Source organism: Streptomyces sp. NPDC045899 (assembly GCF_056431485.1).
The window spans coordinates 349,394-364,939 of the sequence record NZ_JBWKKP010000005.1 but is presented as its reverse complement, the minus strand read 5'-3'; the positions used below and the strand labels follow the sequence as shown (position 1 = coordinate 364,939).

13 protein-coding genes and 1 pseudogene are annotated in these 15,546 nt (G+C 71.9%); 7 read left to right on the top strand and 7 right to left on the bottom strand.

From position 1 onward, the window contains the following. Positions 1 to 17 precede the first annotated feature (17 nt). The 3 genes and pseudogenes from AC07FT_RS10545 to AC07FT_RS10535 form a co-directional block, all read right to left on the bottom strand. Positions 18 to 575 (bottom strand): annotated as a pseudogene (locus AC07FT_RS10545) (DUF3492 domain-containing protein); the annotation flags it as partial. 599 nt (positions 576 to 1,174) lie between these two features. Next, positions 1,175 to 1,345 (bottom strand): hypothetical protein, encoded by a 171-nt coding sequence (locus tag AC07FT_RS10540; protein ID WP_254740936.1) that lies wholly within the window; start codon positions 1,343 to 1,345, stop codon positions 1,175 to 1,177. A gap of 421 nt (positions 1,346 to 1,766) precedes the next feature. Continuing rightward, a complete protein-coding gene (locus tag AC07FT_RS10535) occupies positions 1,767 to 3,239 on the bottom strand; it encodes an FAD-dependent monooxygenase (protein ID WP_479175634.1) in 1,473 nt (490 codons plus the stop codon). Positions 3,240 to 3,414: 175 nt separating this feature from the next. Here AC07FT_RS10535 and AC07FT_RS10530 point away from each other — a divergent pair, with 175 nt between their 5' ends. From AC07FT_RS10530 to AC07FT_RS10510, 5 genes are all read left to right on the top strand, one after another. Beyond that, a complete protein-coding gene (locus AC07FT_RS10530; RefSeq protein WP_479175632.1) occupies positions 3,415 to 4,029 on the top strand; it encodes a TetR/AcrR family transcriptional regulator C-terminal domain-containing protein in 615 nt (204 codons plus the stop codon). Positions 4,030 to 4,086: 57 nt separating this feature from the next. Beyond that, the gene (locus AC07FT_RS10525; RefSeq protein ID WP_479175630.1) at positions 4,087 to 5,646 is read left to right on the top strand and encodes a phosphatase PAP2 family protein; all 1,560 of its coding nucleotides are present in this window, start codon (positions 4,087 to 4,089) and stop codon (positions 5,644 to 5,646) included. A 97-nt stretch (positions 5,647 to 5,743) separates the two neighbouring features. Then, positions 5,744 to 6,904 (top strand): DMT family transporter, encoded by a 1,161-nt coding sequence (locus AC07FT_RS10520; protein WP_479175628.1) that lies wholly within the window; start codon positions 5,744 to 5,746, stop codon positions 6,902 to 6,904. Positions 6,905 to 7,107: 203 nt separating this feature from the next. Further along, positions 7,108 to 8,595, top strand: coding sequence for a ricin-type beta-trefoil lectin domain protein (locus tag AC07FT_RS10515; RefSeq protein WP_479175626.1), 1,488 nt, complete (start codon positions 7,108 to 7,110; stop codon positions 8,593 to 8,595). A 101-nt stretch (positions 8,596 to 8,696) separates the two neighbouring features. After that, the gene (locus AC07FT_RS10510) at positions 8,697 to 9,008 is read left to right on the top strand and encodes a putative quinol monooxygenase (protein WP_479175625.1); all 312 of its coding nucleotides are present in this window, start codon (positions 8,697 to 8,699) and stop codon (positions 9,006 to 9,008) included. Here the strand turns inward: AC07FT_RS10510 and AC07FT_RS10505 are convergent. The 4 genes from AC07FT_RS10505 to AC07FT_RS10490 are packed head-to-tail and all read right to left on the bottom strand — an operon-like array spanning position 8,998 to position 12,870. Beyond that, the gene (locus AC07FT_RS10505) at positions 8,998 to 10,194 is read right to left on the bottom strand and encodes an NAD(P)/FAD-dependent oxidoreductase (protein ID WP_479175623.1); all 1,197 of its coding nucleotides are present in this window, start codon (positions 10,192 to 10,194) and stop codon (positions 8,998 to 9,000) included. The genes AC07FT_RS10510 and AC07FT_RS10505 overlap by 11 nt on opposite strands. 50 nt (positions 10,195 to 10,244) lie before the next feature. Then, positions 10,245 to 11,009 carry an amino acid ABC transporter ATP-binding protein gene (locus AC07FT_RS10500; protein WP_479175622.1) on the bottom strand — a complete coding sequence of 255 codons (765 nt, stop codon included), beginning with the start codon at positions 11,007 to 11,009 and terminating at the stop codon, positions 10,245 to 10,247. After that, positions 11,006 to 11,962 carry an amino acid ABC transporter permease gene (locus tag AC07FT_RS10495; RefSeq protein ID WP_479175620.1) on the bottom strand — a complete coding sequence of 319 codons (957 nt, stop codon included), beginning with the start codon at positions 11,960 to 11,962 and terminating at the stop codon, positions 11,006 to 11,008. Before AC07FT_RS10495 ends, AC07FT_RS10500 begins: the two co-directional genes overlap by 4 nt. Continuing rightward, complete coding sequence (locus AC07FT_RS10490; RefSeq protein ID WP_479175618.1) at positions 11,959 to 12,870, bottom strand: ABC transporter substrate-binding protein; 912 nt, start codon at positions 12,868 to 12,870, stop codon at positions 11,959 to 11,961. The genes AC07FT_RS10495 and AC07FT_RS10490 overlap by 4 nt, the downstream gene beginning before the upstream one ends. Positions 12,871 to 12,999: 129 nt before the next feature. On the opposite strand from AC07FT_RS10490, the gene AC07FT_RS10485 reads away from it, so the two are divergent. Together AC07FT_RS10485 and AC07FT_RS10480 are read left to right on the top strand one after the other, a co-directional pair. After that, positions 13,000 to 13,953 (top strand): LysR family transcriptional regulator, encoded by a 954-nt coding sequence (locus AC07FT_RS10485; protein WP_479175616.1) that lies wholly within the window; start codon positions 13,000 to 13,002, stop codon positions 13,951 to 13,953. A gap of 220 nt (positions 13,954 to 14,173) precedes the next feature. Continuing rightward, a complete protein-coding gene (locus tag AC07FT_RS10480; RefSeq protein WP_471196724.1) occupies positions 14,174 to 15,517 on the top strand; it encodes an MFS transporter in 1,344 nt (447 codons plus the stop codon). Positions 15,518 to 15,546 lie beyond the last annotated feature (29 nt).

The window sequence follows — 15,546 nt, the reverse complement described above, 5'->3', positions numbered from 1 at the left end:
GCCGTGGCCGCGCCGCAGACCGCGAGCTGGACCATCCGCTCCGGATCGCGGGGCGGTACGACGAGGCCGGTGTCGCCGACGGCCTCGCCCACCCCGCCCACAGCGGTCGAGACAACGGCCCGCACCCGGGACATGGCGTCGATGAGGGGGAAGGGGATGCCCTGGCCGATGCCGGAGAGCGAGCTGACGGCCCCGGCGAGGCCCGATCCGCGGCAAGGGTTTCGCGGGAGTTCCGGTAGCCCTCGGCACCGCGCGGGGTGCGGCCGAACAGATGCGGCCCCGGCCCGGCGGGCGGGAAGGCGGCCGGATCCACTCCGTTGCGGAGGCCCGGCATCAGCGCCTTGACCGGCCGGCTGTACGGCCCGGCACGGAGGCCAGGAGAGCGTTCGCGCCGGCTGACGCCGTGTCCGGTGAGCAAGAAGGGGGTGCCGTGGTGTTGCCGTGCCACCAGGCCCGGCAGCGCGGCGAGTCCGCCGCTGAGCGGTGCGGGTGACATCGTCGGCGGGCGGTACGGCGGCCAGCGGGCGCAGCCGGTACGGGTCGGCGCCGTCGCCGACGACAGGACCGGCGCGGCGCGCACACCGCGGCAGGCCGGGTCATCCGACCCATGGTGAACTCCCCCCAGGGGCAGCCGCGCAGGACGCGGCAGCCGACCGGTGTGTGACACACGTGAACAAGCCACTCAGTGGCAGGTGTTCACGCGGAATGAACGATGAGTGATCCTCAAGAAGCGGCTTCGCCGCGGCCGGGGCTCCCCTCCCCGGCCGCTGTCGGGGCTCCCCTCCCCGACGGCCGTACCGAATCGCCGGTCGAGGACACGACCGCCCTCACCAGCCGCGCGACCGAAGCCGAAACCGCGCAGACCATATAGTGCGGCATGTCCGGGGGGATGGACTGCCGTATCACCGTATGACCCGTCTTCGGCCGGACCGGCCATGGCCGATTATCGACGCTCCGGACCACACCACCCGACACGCGACTTCACAGATGTGTGGGACCTGTGACGATCGGACACCTCGCGGTGACCTGTACCGTCATTGGTCTATACCACTGGCGTGAACTCTTCATTCGGCGGGGTGGCCCGGCGGGGGGCCACCCTCTTCGATCTTGTCGAATTCGGCTGAATGATGGCCGTCCGAAATGTTCGACATTGAAGCGATTGGCCGCGGAACCCTCAGTCCACGCTCTGGAGGATGTGCGGCTCGGCCAGGTCGTCCTCGTAACCGGCGAGGCGGATCGGCGCGGAACGTGCCCACACCTCCAGACTGCCCACTTCCGAGGGCTCTGCGCACCGCCCGTCGTCGTCTGCGTGCGACTCTTCGCTCTGTGTCTGTTCGGGGGTCACCGCACACTCCCTGTGTCGGCTGAACCGGATCTGTCGCCAGGTTAACCAGCAAGGGAACGCTCCGCGCGTCGATTTCCACGGAGTGGACAAGGAATGGACAACGGCCCGTCGCGGCGTTACGTCCGGTGGCCGCGGGACGCCAGTCGTGCTGAGCTGGATGCCGGGGCCGGTGGGCTTGACGGCCGAACGGGTGACGGACCCCTGGCGCGCGGCCCGGGGCCGGAGGCGGCCGGCCGGGCCCTCGCCGGGGTGTGCGCACGACCCGGCCCGGCGCTCCGGCCACGAAGATCGACTCCATCGCCGACCGCACCCAGCGCCCCCTCCGGGGGGAGGGCGGCGGAGGTGCGGCGGACGCTACACCGCCGGGCCGGGCACCGCACGCCGGTGCCACGACCGGGCGTACGCACCGCACACGGGCCGGTCAGGCCGCCCCGGGCAGTGTCACGGCACCGTCCACCGCACGGCGCGCCCAGGCGATGTGGCCGTCCGGTCGCACCAGCACGGTGGTCAGTCCGTCCCAGCCCGGGTGGGCGGTGACCGGGCGAGCGGCCACGGTCCGGATCCGGTCCGCGCCACCGGCGAGCCCGGCGGCCGCGGCGACCACATCCGCTCCCGGCCCGTCCGCGGTGAGATCGAGCAGGACGAAGCGCCCGTCGGCCAGCAGCGGGTACAGACTCGGTCCGCACCCGCCGTCCAGCCCCACATCGGGGGCACGGTCACCGGCCAGCGGCCCGCCGTCCGGGTCCGGGTAGGCGACGTCCAGCGCCGAGACCTGCCCGGCCAGCCGCCGGTTGACATCGGGATGGTCGGCCAGGATCCCGCTGAGGACATCGCGCAGCGCCTGGGCGTCCGGGGTGTGGGCGGCGCCGATGGCCGTCTGGGCCCGGGTGTTCTCCAGCAGCGCGGTTCCGACCGGATGCCGTTCGGCGTGGTAGGTGTCCAGCAACGCGGCCGGAGCGCGTCCATGGCAGACGGAGGCCAGTTTCCAGCCGAGGTTGAAGGCGTCCTGGACGCCCACGTTGAGCCCCTGGCCGCCGAAGGGCATATGCATATGCGCCGCGTCCCCGGCGAGCAGCACCCGCCCGGCGCGGTAACGGGCGGCCTGGCGCGCGGCGTTGCCGAAGCGGGACAGCCACCGGGGCGCGCGCATCCCGAAGTCGGTGCCCGCCACGGCGCGCACGGCGGTGCGCAGCTCCTCCAGGGTGAGGGGCTGGGCGGTGGGCACGGCGGAGGACTCCTGGGTGGAGCCGACGATGCGGTGGTACCCGTCCGCCAGCTCGACGATCAGGATGCCGCCCCGGGCGTTCTCGTACGACGGGACGCCCGCGGGCGGCGGCGCGTCGAGCAGGACGTCGCCGAGGAAGCCGGTGGTGGTGGTCGGGGTGCCGGGGAAGTCGATCCCCGCCGAGGAGCGCACCGTGCTCCCGGCGCCGTCACAGCCCACCACCCAGCCCGCCCGCAGGACACCGGCCCCGTCCGGTCCCGCCACCTCCACCTCGGCGCCGTCCGCGTCCTGGCGCACCGCGAGGACCCGGTGCCCCCACCGGACCTCGCCGCCGAGCTCCTCCAGCCGTCGCTCCAGCAGATGTTCGGTGCGCAGCTGGGGAAGGACCAGGGTGTACGGGAAGCGGGTGTCGAGCGCGGAGAAGTCCAGCCGGGTCGGCAGCCCCCCGTAGTGGCCGACGGGGAGCGGGACGCCCTCGGCGGTGAACCGCCCCGCGATACCGCGCAGCGCCAGCACTTCCAGGGTGCGCGGATGGAGCGTGAGCGCCTTGGAGTGCGGACTGCGCCCGGTCGCCCGCTCCAGGACGGTGACCGGCACCCCCGCCAGCCGCAATTCGGCGGCGAGCAGCAGTCCGGTCGGCCCGGCCCCCACCACGACGACGTCATCCACCACAGCGTCTCCTCCGGTTCGGTTCTGGTCCCTGATGCGCGCGGCCGATCGCTGCGCCACGCCGAAGGCTCTTGATCCAGGATCAAGAGCTGCACCTCAGTACACTTGATCCCGGATCAAGACGCAAGCGCGGATCGCGACACGCGGGGACGCGGGACAGAGGGAGAGGGTGCGCATGGGCCTGGACCGCACGGCCGTGGTGACGGCGGCGCTGGAGTTGCTCGACGAGTCGGGGCTGGACAAGCTCACGATGCGCAAGGTGGCCGAGCGGCTCGGCGTCCAGCTCAACACCGTCTACTGGCACGCCTCCAGCAAGCCGCGGCTGCTGGAGCTCATGGCCGACGCGATGCTCGACGGCTGTGCGGCCGACCCCCTGCCGGAGCCGTGGGAGGAGCGGGCCCGCACCCTGGCCGGGCGCTATCGCTCGGCGCTGCTCGCTCACCGGGACGGGGCACGGGTGGTGGCCGGTACCGATGTGGCCGAGGAGAACACCCTGCGCTTCGCCGACGCGCTGACGGGCGCGTTCCTGGCCGGCGAGCACGATCCGGCGGAGGCGGCATGGCGGACCTGGGCCCTGGTCTACTTCACCCTCGGCCTCGTCCAGGAGGAACAGGCCGCGGACGGCACCGGCGGCGGCCCGGAGTCACTGCGGCGGGCGGTGACCCCCGAGCGCTACCCCTCGCTCGCGGCGGCCGTTCCGCACTTCGGCGGCTTCGAGGACCGCTTCGTCCACGGTGTCGGACTCATCGTCGGCGGCCGTACCCGGGAGCCCGTCCGACGGCGGGTTTGATCACACTCGGATTCCGATGACGCGTGCCGACGCCGGATCCGGGATACCCATTGACGCATGAGACGCATCAGTGAATTCGACCGCCGGCTGTTCGCCCGGGTCGCGGCCGGACGGCTGCGCGGCGCGCACCCCACGCTGCCCCGGCTCAGCCGGGCCGCCGACCACGGACGGCTGTGGTTGGGTGCCGCTGGTGTGCTGGGCGCGGTCGGCGGACGGACCGCGCGGCGGGCCGCGCTGCGCGGGGTCGGCTCACTCGCCGTGGCGTCCCTCGCCTCGAACATGGTCATCAAGTGGACCGTGGACCGGCGGCGTCCGGTACTGGACGGCGTCCCCCTGATGCGGCGGCTGCGCGAGCAGCCCTGGACGAGTTCGTTCCCCTCCGGCCACTCGGCCTCCGCCGCCGCGTTCGCCACCGGAGTGGCCCTCGAGTCCTCCCGGTACGGCCTGCTGGTGGCCCCGCTGGCCGCCGCCGTCGCCGCCTCCCGGGTCTATGTCGGCGTGCACTACCCCAGCGATGTGCTGGCGGGCATCGCGATCGGGGTCGGCGCCGCGGTGTTCACCTGCCGCTACTGGCCGCCGCGCCCCGAGGTCCCGGCACAGGCCCGGCCCCGGGTCTCCGCCCCCGCGCTGCCCAAGGGGGAGGGGCTGGTCCTGCTGGTCAACCAGCGGGCGGGCGCCGCCGCCGCGGGCGGGCTCAGCACGGCCGACCAGCTGCGGGTGCTGCTGCCCGCCGCCGAGATCCTCGAATGCGGCCCCGACGACGACTTCATGACCCTGCTCCAGACGGCCGGGCAACGGGCCTCCGAGCGGGCCGGGGCGCTGGGCATCTGCGGCGGCGACGGCAGTGTGAACGCGGCCGCCACCCTCGCCGCCGAGCGCGGACTGCCGCTCGCGGTGTTCGCGGGCGGCACCCTGGACCACTTCGCCCTGGACGTGGGCGTACCGGCCTTCGAGGACACCGCGCACGCGGTGACCGAGGGCGACGCCGTGGCCGTCGACCTCGCCCGTGCCGCCCCGGTCTCGGCGGGGGACGACGACACCAAGCACTTCGTCAACACCTTCAGCATCGGCTTCTACCCCGAGCTGGTGCGGATCCGGGAGGGCCTCCAGGACCGGCTCGGCAAGTGGCCCGCGGCGGCCGTCGCGCTCACCCGGGTCCTGCGCACCGCGGAGCCGATGGAGATCGAGGTCAACGGGCACAAGCGGCGGCTGTGGGTGCTGTTCGTCGGCAACGGCGGCTACTCCCCCGACGGTTTCGCGCCCGCGTACCGGGACCAGCTCGACGACGGGCTGCTGGACGTCCGGGCGATCGACGGGGACCAGCGGCTGGCCCGTACCCGGCTGCTGTTCGCCGCGCTCACCGGAACGCTGGGCCGCTCCCACGTCTATTCGACGGCCCGGATGCGCACACTGCGGCTGTCGGGCCTGGACGAGGTGAACTCCCTCGCCTACGACGGCGAGGTCTCCGGCACCCGCGCCAGGGCGCTGCGGCTCGACAAGCTGCCGGGCGCGCTGACCGTCTACCGGCCCGCGGAACCGCAGAACGAACTCCTCCAGCGGGCCCGTTCGGCCGCCGCCAAGGCCCCCCACTGGTGGCGGTCCGTACTACGCAGGTAGTACACGGAAGTCTGTGCTCAAGGACGACGACGGGAGGCCCCTCCACCCCCCAGGGTGGAGGTATGGACGACGACCGAACGGCCCGGGGGGTCACGACGTGACCTCCTTCGCGCTGTCTGTGCTGCTGGCCCTGGCCTCCGCGGTCTGCTACGCCGCCGGAGCCATCCTCCAGGAGCATGTCGCGGCCACGACGCCGCGTTCGTCCGCGCCCCTGCGGCGCGGGAGTTGGTGGGCCGCGGTGACCCTGAACGGGACGGGCGCGGTCCTCCATGTGATCGCCCTGGCCTACGGGCCGCTGAGCGTGGTGCAGCCGCTGGGCGCCCTCACCATCGTGTTCGCGCTGCCGATGGCGGCGCTCTTCGTACGCCGCCGGGTGGGCGCGGCGGGCTGGCGGGGCGCGGTGCTGGCCACCGCCGGACTGGCCGGACTGCTCTCGCTGACCGGTTCCTCGCACGCGCAGGCGCTGGCGGACCGGGAGCGGATCGTGGTGACCGTGGTGACGGTCTGCGTCATCGCGGTGCTCGCCGGGGCCGCGCGCTGGGTCAGCGTGCCCGGTGTCCGCAGCGTGCTGCTGGCCGCGGCGGCGGGCACGGCCTTCGGCATCTCGTCGGTGTTCACCAAGAACGTGGCGGTGGAGTGGAATTGGGGGGCGCTGGGTGACGCCCTGCCCAGTCTCGCCATGATCGGCCTGCTGGCGTCCAGCGGGGTGCTGCTGTCCCAGGCGTCCTACCGGGGTGCCGGACTGGCCTCACCGCTGGCGACGGCCACCGTGGTCAATCCGGTGGTCGCCGCGGTCGTGGGCATCGCCGCGCTGGGCGAGCACTTCCGGTTCGGTGCCCCCGGCGCCCTGCTGGCCCTGGTGGCGGCACTGGTCGCGAGCGCCGGTCTGGTGATGCTGACGGTGCACGGCGCGGAGGGGGAGGCGCAGCGGACCGCGAAGGCCGGGGCGGCGGACGCGGCCGATGCGGCGGACGCGGCGGAACGGGAGCGGGTCGAACGGATCGAAGGCACCGAGGTCTCAGGGGAGTTGGAGGAGACCGAGCGGCTGGACCCGGCGGGGGCCACGGGAAGCGTGGGCACCGCCGACACGGCCGGGAAGGGCGGGAAGGGCGGGGCGGTCAGGGCCATCGGTGCCGCGGGGGCATCCGATGTACCGCTGCGGATCGCACGACAGATACCCCGTCAGTCCCCGGCCGCGCGGGATGAGCCACCGGTCCTGCCGGACTGCGGTGAGGCAATGCTCCAGCCACACGGCTGAGTTGGTACCGACAGGGGCCGGACCGCCCGTGATGGTCTGGTCCGGCCCTGTTGCATCCCGCGCAATTTCCCTACGTTACCTGCGGACACACTGTCGGTCCCGGCGATCTTCGATCACCATGGGGGCGCCCCCACCCCGCCCGTGATCGAAGTATCCGGTGGTCCTCCTTGCCCCCTGCGGAACAACCCCCCACCTACGTCGAGTTGTCCGACGCACGGCTCGTCGAGTTCATCAGGGCCGGTGCGCCCTCACCGCATCCGGCGGCGCAGGAGCTGCGCCGCCGCCATCTGCCCCGGGTGCTGGACTACGCCCGGCTCTGCTGCCGTGACGAGTGGTCGGCCGACCGACTGGCCGCGCGGGCCTTCACCCTGGCGTCAGCCCAGATCTTCCAGACCGATGAACCGGCCGCCCCGTGGCGCCACCGCATGCTCACCCTGGTCCACGAGGTGGCCGCCGACTGGATCACCAACCGCTCCCGCGAACGCCTCGACCCCGACTACGCGGTCCACCTCGAGGAGGGGCACGGCGGTGAACCCTCCGGCCTCCCCCTGGTGCGGGGGTTCGCCGCGCTCCCGCCCGCCACCCGGACCCTGCTGTGGCACACGCTGGTCGAAGGTGAGCCGGACCACGAGGTGGCCCGCCGCACCGGCCGCCGGGCCGCGGATGTCCCCCGGCTGGCCGGCCGGGCCCGGGAGACCTATCGCGACCAGTGTCTGCGCGTCTATCTGGAACGCGACGCCGGCGAGGAGTGCTGGGCCTTCGGGCGGATCCTGGAGGTGGCCGCCGGGCGCGAGGACACCGGACGGGGCTCGGACCTCCCCGGCCACCTCACCGACTGTCCCGGCTGCGCCGCGGTGCTCTCAGGTCTGGGTGAGCTGGCCCGGCGGCCCCGCCCGCTGGTGGCCGCCGCCCTGCTGGGCTGGGCGGGCGAGCGCTACCTCCCGGACGTCCCGGCGCCCGCCGCCACCGCGCTGGTGCCGATGGCCACCGGGGCCGCGGAACCGGGGCACCCGCCCGTGGCGGTCCGGCGGGTGTTCCAGCGGCCGTTCACCCGTGCCGCGCCACTGGTCGTGTGCAGCGGTGTGGTCCTGGCGGCGGTGATCACCGGTATCTCGGCCACCGCGCAGTCCGGAGGCGACTCCGGGCCGGGACGGCCCGGAAGCGCCGCGGGCGCCACTCCGCCCCCGGGCCCCTCGGCCACCTCCCCGTCCGCCACCGGATCGCCGGGTCCCAGCCGGACACCGTCGGCGTCCCCTTCGTCCGAAGCCCCGTCCGAAGCCCCGGAGGAACCGCCCTCGCCCACCCCCACCGGCCCCTATATGACGGTGGTCAACGCCGCCACGGGGCAGTGCCTCGACGTCCAGGGGGCGTTCTTCAACGGTGCCGACGTGATCACCGGGGACTGCCGCTCCGGCGCCGACACCCAGAAGTGGCGGCTCGACCCGGACGGCCTGGTGCGCAACCGCGCCAACCCCGGCTACTGCCTGGACACCCGGGGCCGGATCACCAAGGGCATCGCCATCTCCAACTGCGAGCGCACCCTCGATCTGCTGTTCTTCTTCGACGAACGGGGTCGGCTGCGCCCGCAGCTCGCCTCCGACCGCGCCGTCGTCCCCGATGAAAAGGCGGCCGGTTTCCTCTCCTTCGCCCCACTGACCACCGACACCTCCCAGCGCTGGCGCACCGGCTGAGGTGAAACGGCAGGACAGCACGGACAGAGATCGCCTACCGTGGCCGGTCGTGCGAACCTCCGCGCCACGGGCGGAGACACAGCCCACCTCCGAGGAGCACGTTGTTCGACCTCATCGTCATCATCCGGGTCTCCGAGGACACCAACATCGATCCGGTCGCCGACGCCCTGTCCCGGATGCGCCCCTTGTGCCTGGCAGAGGACGGCTGCGTCAGCTGGGAGGCGTACCAGTCACACCAGGACCCCCACCGCTTCGTCCTGGTCGAGCACTGGGCCGGCCGCGCCGACTGGGAGGCACACGACGCCGGTGACGCCATTCAGAAGATCTACATCCCGGAGATCATGCCGCACATCGAGCGCGAGGTGCATCCGAGCATGCGTGTGCGTCACGGACGGGAAGCCGTCACCGAGTGAACCGGCGGACACCCGCACGGGCGTCCTCGTCGGTTTCGGTGCGGTGACCGCTCATCAGGGCGAGGCTTTCGTCGCGGACGGGGTGTGAGGTGTCGCGGTCGGGGCGGTACGGGGTCAGGGCGGGTTCGGGGATGGATGTGGTGAGTTCCTGCGTGGCGAGGGCGGCGAGGAGCGGCGCGAGTGTGACGCCGCTGTGGGTGGTGATGGTGTAGAGGCCGGGAGCCCGGTGATGCGGGCCGACCAGAGGAAGGCCGTCTTCGGGAACGGGGCGGACACCGATCCGGGTGCCTCCCAGGGAGCGGAAGGCGGGCAGGATCGCCGCACACCGGCTGAGGAGTTCGGCCTCGGGCGGCACCGGGGTTGCCGGGGTCGGGGCGAGGAGGGCGTCGACCGGCCAGGAGATGGCACAGACCCGGTTGCCGGGGGCGGGGCGCAGATCGACGCCGGAGGTGGCGACGATGGCGCGCAGCGGCTCGGCTAGGGGGACGGACTCGCCCACCAGACCGGGAATCTGGTGCAACGGCAGCCGTACGCCGGCCAGTTCGGCGATGCGCCCGGCGTCGGGGCCCGCACAGTTGACGACGTGGTCGGCCTCGAAGCACCGGCCCCGTGCCCGGGCGCCACGTACCCGTTCACCGTCCAGCAGCAGTGCGGTGACGGGGGTGTCGTAGCGGATGTCGGCACCCAGCGCCGCGGCTCGGTCGAGGAGGGTGCGTGCGAGGAGGGGGGCGTCGTACCAGGCGGCGTTGTCGTGCACGAGGAGTTCGGTGGCCCGGCAGGAGGCGGGGTCGATGGCAGGTACGAGGGTGCGCAGCTCGCGGGGGTCGGCAGTGCGGCAGGGGTGGCCCCAGGCGGCGAGGCGTTCGGCACGTGCGCGGAGGGTGCGGTGTTCCTCCTCGGTGTCACCCCACTGGATGAGCGGTGCGGGATGGCACCAGCCGGCGTTCGCGGTGCCGGTGTGGAGCTCCTTCTCCAGTTCCCGGTGGAGCGCGGCGCTGCGCTGGTTGAGCAGGAAGTAGGAGTGGGGTGTTTTCAGATGGGTGACGTCGATGGAGAAGGTGGCGCCGGAGGTGCCCGGTGTGCGGCCACCCGCCTCGAGCACGGTGACGCTGACACCTGCTTCGGCGAGGCGGTGGGCGGTGGCGGCGCCTATCACTCCGGCGCCGATGACGAGGGCACGGGTCATGGAGAATCCTTCGGTGGCGTTCGGGGGTGGGGAGTCCTCGCCGGAGCGGTTCAGAGGACCTTGCTGAGGAAGGCACGGGTGCGTTCGTGGCGCGGGTCGCGCAGCACCTCCGTCGGCGGGCCGGTCTCGACGACGACCCCGTCGTCCATGAACACCAGCGAGTCGCCGACCTGGCGGGCGAAGCCCATCTCGTGGGTGACGACGACCATCGTCATGCCGTCCTCGGCCAGCGTTCGCATCACCTCCAGTACCTCTCCGACGAGTTCGGGGTCGAGCGCGGAGGTGGGCTCGTCGAAGAGCATGAGGCCGGGCTTCATCGCCAGGGCGCGAGCGATGGCCACCCGCTGCTGCTGGCCGCCGGAGAGCTGGGCGGGGTAGCTGTGTGTCTTGTCGGCGAGGCCGACGCGGTCGAGCAGTTCCGCGCCGCGTTCGCGGGCCTGTTCCTTCGGTTCCTTCCTGACCTGGACGGGGGCCTCGGTGACGTTTTCCAGCGCGGTCATATGCGGAAAGAGGTTGAAGCGCTGGAAGACCATGCCGATGCCCCGGCGGCGCCGGGCGACGGCCTTCTCGCTCAGCTCGTGGAGCCTGCCGTCCCGCTCCTCGTAGCCGACCAGTTCGTCACGGACGTACAGGCGTCCCCGGTCGATGGTCTCCAGGTGGTTGATGCAGCGCAGGAAGGTGGACTTGCCGGACCCGGAGGGGCCCACCAGACACATCACCTCGCCGGGGGCGACCGTCAGGTCGATGCCTTTGAGTACGTCCGTCCGGCCGAAGCTCTTGTGTACGCTCTCGGCTCTGATCACCGCTGATGTCAACGCGCGCTCTCCTCACGGTGGTTCTGGGCCGCGCCGTGGTTCCGGGCCGCGGCGCGCAGCCGCTGGAGCGGGGTGGGCGGCAGGTCGCGGCTGGCACCACGGCCGAAGCGCCGTTCCAGGTAGTACTGGCCGACGTTGAGTACGGAGGTCGCCACCAGGTACCAGAAGCAGGCGACGACCAGCAGCGGGACCTGCTGGAAGTTGCGTGAGTAGATGCCCTGGATGGAGGTCAGCAGCTCGGGCACCGCGATGGCGAAGACCAGTGAGGTGGTCTTCAGCATGGAGATCGCCTGGTTGCCGGTGGGCGGGATGATGATGCGCAGCGCCTGTGGCAGCACGATGCGGCGCAGGGTCTGTCCGCGGGACATGCCCAGTGCCTGGGCCGCCTCGCTCTGGCCGTCGTCGACGGCGGTGATACCCGCGCGGACGATTTCGGCCATGTATGCCGCCTCATGGAGTCCGAGACCCAGAACGGCGGCGGTGAGCTGGGTGATCAGGACGTTGGTGTCGGCCTCCACGAACGTCGGTCCCCAGGGGATGCCGACGCCGATGGTGGGGACGACGGCGGAGAGGAAATACCAGAAGAGGAGCTGGACCAGCAGCGGGGTGCCGCGGAAGAGCCAGATGTAGCACCAGCTCAGCCGGGACAGGATCGGGTTGGCCGACATCCTCAGGACGGCGAGGAGGACACCGCCGACGATACCGAGTGCCATGGCGAGGGCTGTCAGCAGCAGCGTGGTCCGCAGCCCCTCCATGATCACTGGCGAGAAGAGGAACTCACCGACGGTCCCCCACTGCATACGGGGATTGGTGATCCAGCCTTCCAGGAGGAAGACCAGCAGGAAGGTCACGACGACCGCGGCGGCACGCTGCCCCGGGCGGCGTACCGGGACCGCGCGCACGGACCCGGCGGCCGCGTCGGCGGAGTCCGCCCGGGTGAGGGTCTCGGTCATGCCGCACCCCCGTTGACCGTGGCGCGCTTCAGGGCCCCGGAGCCGACGTTCCACTCCCGGAGGATCTTCGCGTAGGTGCCGTTGTCGATGAGTTTCTGCAGGGCACCGCGGACAGCGCGCACCAAGGTCCGCTCCTCCTTGTTGATCAGGATTCCGTAGGGCAGGAAGCGGTACGGCCGGCCGGCCGTACGGAACCTGCCGTGCGACATCCGTGCCTGGTAGACGACGGTGGGGGTGCCGCCGACGAACGCGTCGGCGCGGCCGGTGGACAGTGCCTGGAAGCAGCCGACGGAGTCGGGGAAGACCAGCTTCTCCAGCTCCGGCTTGCCGGCGGCCGCGCACCTGTCGGCCTGCGCTGCCACATCGTCCACCTGTGAGGTGCCCTGCTCGACGGCGACCTGGCTGCCGCACAGGCTGGTGAGGGAGCGGATGTCCCCGGCAGCCTTCTCGGAGGCGAGGATCGAGCTGCTGGTCTTCATGTAGTCGACGAACGTGACCTGCGACTGGCGCTCCTTCTTGTCGAGCATGGCCTGGATGGCCACGTCGTAGCGGTGGGAGCGGACGCCGCCGATGATGCTGTCGAAGTTCGCCTGTACCAGGTCCACCCGGACGCCCAGGATCTGGCCGACCGCTTCGATGAGGTCGGGTTCGGCGCCGATGACGGTCTTGTTGTCGATGTCCAGGAGGGACAGCGGGGGGTAGTCGTTGCCGACCGCCGATGTGAGCGACCCCTTGTCGCGAATGTCCGGGGGGAGCAGGGCGCGGAGTGCGGGGTCGACGCGCTGCTGGGGCACCTTGGATCGGTGGACGGTCGTGGTGCCACCACAGGCGGTCACGGTCGGCACGAGCAGCGCGGCGATCGCGAGGGGGATTGCGGTGGCGCGGGCTCGCGCATGCCTTCCGGGCACGGTGCCTCCCTTCTGAGCTGCTGGGTGAGGGGAACCGGCGGGGGGTGGACACCCAATCTGCGCGATGGCGCCGGCCCGGACAAGAACAGGGAGAATGAACGTTTCCACCCAGGGTGTTAAGTTCATTTGATGCTGACTCCCTCGCAGCTGCGGGCGATACGCGAAGTGGTCGCCCAGGGCTCGTTCCGTACCGCCGCCCAGCGTCTGGGCTACACGCCCTCCGCCGTCTCCCAGCAGATCTCCACCGTCGAGCGGGCCCTGGGCGTCGCACTCTTCGAGCGCTCACCGCGCAGCGTGCGCCCCACGGCGGCCGGGCTCCAGCTCGCCCAGCGCGCGGGAAGGCTGCTGGCCGACCTGTCCGCGACGGAGAACGAGATGCGCGCCTATGCCGCCGCCGAGCGGGGGCGCCTGAGGCTCGGCAGCTTCTGGTCCGCCGGCTTCCGGCTGGTGCCGACGGTGCTGACCGGGTTCCTCCGCGACCGGCCCGAGGTCGATGTCCGCTACGAGGAAGGCGACCCGCAGGTCACCGTGCCCGCGGTGCTGGAGGGGCGGCTGGATCTCGCCGTCATCTTCGAGTACGGCGTGGTACCGCACAGCTGGCCCGAGGGCCTGGAACACACCCTGGTACGGGAAGAGCCGCTCTACCTCCTCCTCCCCTCAGGGCATCCCCTGGCCGGTCGGCCACACCTGCGCCTGGCCGACCTGCGGGAGGAGCGCTGGATCAGCTATCACCAGGACACCGACGCCGCCCGCTGTCTGCGCCACATCTGCGCGGCCGGCGGCTTCCAGCCCGAGGTGCTCTTCCGTACGAACGACTACAACCTGCCCCATGAACTGGTGCGCCAGGGCCTGGGAGTGGCCATCGCACCGGAACTCGCGATCATGGACACCACCACGTCACCCGACACTTCCGGCACCCATCTCGTCCGGCTCACCGACCCCGCCCACACCCGCCGGGTCTACGCAACGCGACGCACCACCGATCCCAACCCCTTCCTCCCCCAGGCCCTCGCACTCCTGCACACCGCCGCGGCCGCGCTGCCCGAGCGCGGCGAGGGAAAGGGCCCCACGGTCATCGGCTGAACACCGGCCCCTGCCGAGGACGCCCCCGGAATCCCGCCGATCCGCGCCCGCGTACCGCCCGCGAGGCGGTCGCGAGGCGGTCGAACCCGAGAGTCGGCTGTGTTAACCGGACGTTAGCTCTCGGTGCCGGAGCTGTACGCCGTGGTCTCCACCGCCGACGCTACGAGCGGCGGCGTTGCCCTCCCCGGGGCTCGCCGGACACCGTTCATGAGGAGGCCACGTGACCGACAGCGCTCCCCGGCAGCATGCCCGCACCCCCTGGCGGGCCGTACTCGGCGGTTCGATCGGGAATCTCGTCGAGTGGTTCGACTGGTTCGTCTACGCCAGCTTCGCCACCTACTTCGCCAGTGCCTTCTTCCCCAAAGGCAATGAGACCGCCCAACTGCTCAACACCGCCGGCATCTTCGCCGTCGGGTTCTTCATGCGCCCGGTGGGCGGCTGGCTGCTCGGCCGGTTCGCCGACCGGCGGGGCCGCAAGGCCGCGCTGACCCTCACCGTGACCCTGATGTCGGCCAGCGCGCTGCTCATCGCCATCGCGCCCACCTACGACCAGGTCGGGTACTTCGGCGCGGCGGTCCTGCTGGTGGCCCGGCTGCTCCAGGGGCTGTCGGTCGGTGGTGAGTACGCGGCCAGCGCCACCTATCTGACCGAGGCGTCCCAGCCCGGCCGCCGCGGCTTCGTCTCCAGCTTCCAGTACGTGTCGATGACGGCGGGACAGCTGATCGGCCTCGGCCTGCAGATCGTGCTCCAGCGCACCATGTCCGAGGACGCGCTGCACTCCTGGGGCTGGCGCATTCCGTTCATCGTCGGTGCCGTGGCCGCGGCCGTGGTCTTCTGGCTGCGGCGCAACCTGCTGGAGACCGAGGCGTACGCCGAGGAGGACGGCCACCACGGCGGCGAGCACCGCGGGACCATCGCCGAGCTGCTGCGCCACCGCAAGGAGGCGGTGCTGGTGATCGCGCTGACCATGGGCGGCACGGTCGCGTACTACACCTACACGACCTACCTCACCAAGTACCTGTCGAACACGGCCGGGCTCAGCAAGTCCGACGCCTCGATGGTGAGCTTCTGCGCCCTGTTCCTCTTCATGCTGCTCCAGCCGGTGGCCGGGGCGCTCTCGGACCGGATCGGCCGGCGCCCGCTGCTGATCAGCTTCGGGATCGGCTCGATGCTGGGCACCGTTCCGCTGATGACCGCGCTGTCGCACACCGACTCCTTCGCCGGTGCGCTGCTGCTGTCGCTCACTGCCCTGGTCATCATCACGGGCTACACCTCCATCAACGCCGTGGTGAAGGCCGAGCTGTTCCCGACCCACGTCCGGGCGCTCGGCGTGGCCCTGCCGTACGCGCTGGCGAACGCGCTGTTCGGAGGCACCGCGGAGTATGTGGCGCTGTGGTTCAAGAAGAGCGGAGTGGAGTCCGGTTTCTACTGGTATGTCTCGGCATGTGCCGCGGTCTCGCTCGTCGTCTACCTGACCATGCGGGAGACCCGGGACACCCTGCTCACCCGGGGCGGGGCCGCGGACCGGGCGGCCTCCGGGAAGCCGCAGACGACCTCTGTGTGACCGGTCGGCCCGCCGCTTACCCTTACGCC

Bases quoted from the DNA above. Each gene is read 5' to 3' on its own strand.
- AC07FT_RS10530 (WP_479175632.1), top strand. From the start codon at position 3,415: ATGGGCCTGGACCGCACGGCCGTGGTGACGGCGGCGCTGGAGTTGCTC.
- AC07FT_RS10525 (WP_479175630.1), top strand. From the start codon at position 4,087: ATGAGACGCATCAGTGAATTCGACCGCCGGCTGTTCGCCCGGGTCGCG.
- AC07FT_RS10505 (WP_479175623.1), bottom strand. From the start codon at position 10,194: ATGACCCGTGCCCTCGTCATCGGCGCCGGAGTGATAGGCGCCGCCACC.
- AC07FT_RS10495 (WP_479175620.1), bottom strand. From the start codon at position 11,962: ATGACCGAGACCCTCACCCGGGCGGACTCCGCCGACGCGGCCGCCGGG.
- AC07FT_RS10485 (WP_479175616.1), top strand. From the start codon at position 13,000: ATGCTGACTCCCTCGCAGCTGCGGGCGATACGCGAAGTGGTCGCCCAG.